Below are 1105 nucleotides of genomic sequence, written 5' to 3'. Positions count from 1 at the left end.
ATCAGCCATAACTTAGCTTTGTTTATTTCTGTCATCTTTATCGTTCTCATCAGAATCATTTCGGAACAAAGAAAACTAAATTTACCAAGAATCGAATATTAATGTATTTAATAAAACATGACAACCGTGGGATTTTCCGGATGTAAGATAAAAAAAGGTATAAAAGTCACAGTTAATTCTTGACAAGTTTAGTTAGGTTTGATAGAATATAATAGTTGTCGCAAGAGACGAGGGTCTTGAAGCGATAAGCTAGACCATTGAAAACTGAATAAAGAAGAATGACTCATGTGATGTAGTAAGATACATCAAAAATCTGTCAATCAATAATGAAAGACAAGCCAGTCACTAAGGTGACTTAAATACTTTATTTGAGAGTTTGATCCTGGCTCAGGACGAACGCTGGCGGCGTGCCTAATACATGCAAGTTGAGCGCTGAAGGTTGGTACTTGTACCGACTGGATGAGCAGCGAACGGGTGAGTAACGCGTGGGGAATCTGCCTTTGAGCGGGGGACAACATTTGGAAACGAATGCTAATACCGCATAAAAACTTTAAACACAAGTTTTAAGTTTGAAAGATGCAATTGCATCACTCAAAGATGATCCCGCGTTGTATTAGCTAGTTGGTGAGGTAAAGGCTCACCAAGGCGATGATACATAGCCGACCTGAGAGGGTGATCGGCCACATTGGGACTGAGACACGGCCCAAACTCCTACGGGAGGCAGCAGTAGGGAATCTTCGGCAATGGACGAAAGTCTGACCGAGCAACGCCGCGTGAGTGAAGAAGGTTTTCGGATCGTAAAACTCTGTTGGTAGAGAAGAACGTTGGTGAGAGTGGAAAGCTCATCAAGTGACGGTAACTACCCAGAAAGGGACGGCTAACTACGTGCCAGCAGCCGCGGTAATACGTAGGTCCCGAGCGTTGTCCGGATTTATTGGGCGTAAAGCGAGCGCAGGTGGTTTATTAAGTCTGGTGTAAAAGGCAGTGGCTCAACCATTGTATGCATTGGAAACTGGTAGACTTGAGTGCAGGAGAGGAGAGTGGAATTCCATGTGTAGCGGTGAAATGCGTAGATATATGGAGGAACACCGGTGGCGAAAGCGGC

General features: G+C 44.2%; 1 rRNA gene. It reads left to right on the top strand.

Annotated elements, in window-relative coordinates:
- Window positions 1-364 precede the first annotated feature (364 nt).
- Window positions 365-1105: ribosomal RNA gene (locus tag ABT232_RS38400) — 16S ribosomal RNA — on the top strand; the annotation flags it as partial.

The sequence above is a fragment of the Streptomyces sp. NPDC001532 genome (assembly GCF_040298625.1).
Classification (GTDB): Bacteria; Actinomycetota; Actinomycetes; order Streptomycetales; family Streptomycetaceae; genus Streptomyces.
Note: the sequence above shows the minus strand (reverse complement) of the source record. Positions and strands in the feature narration are given on the sequence as shown.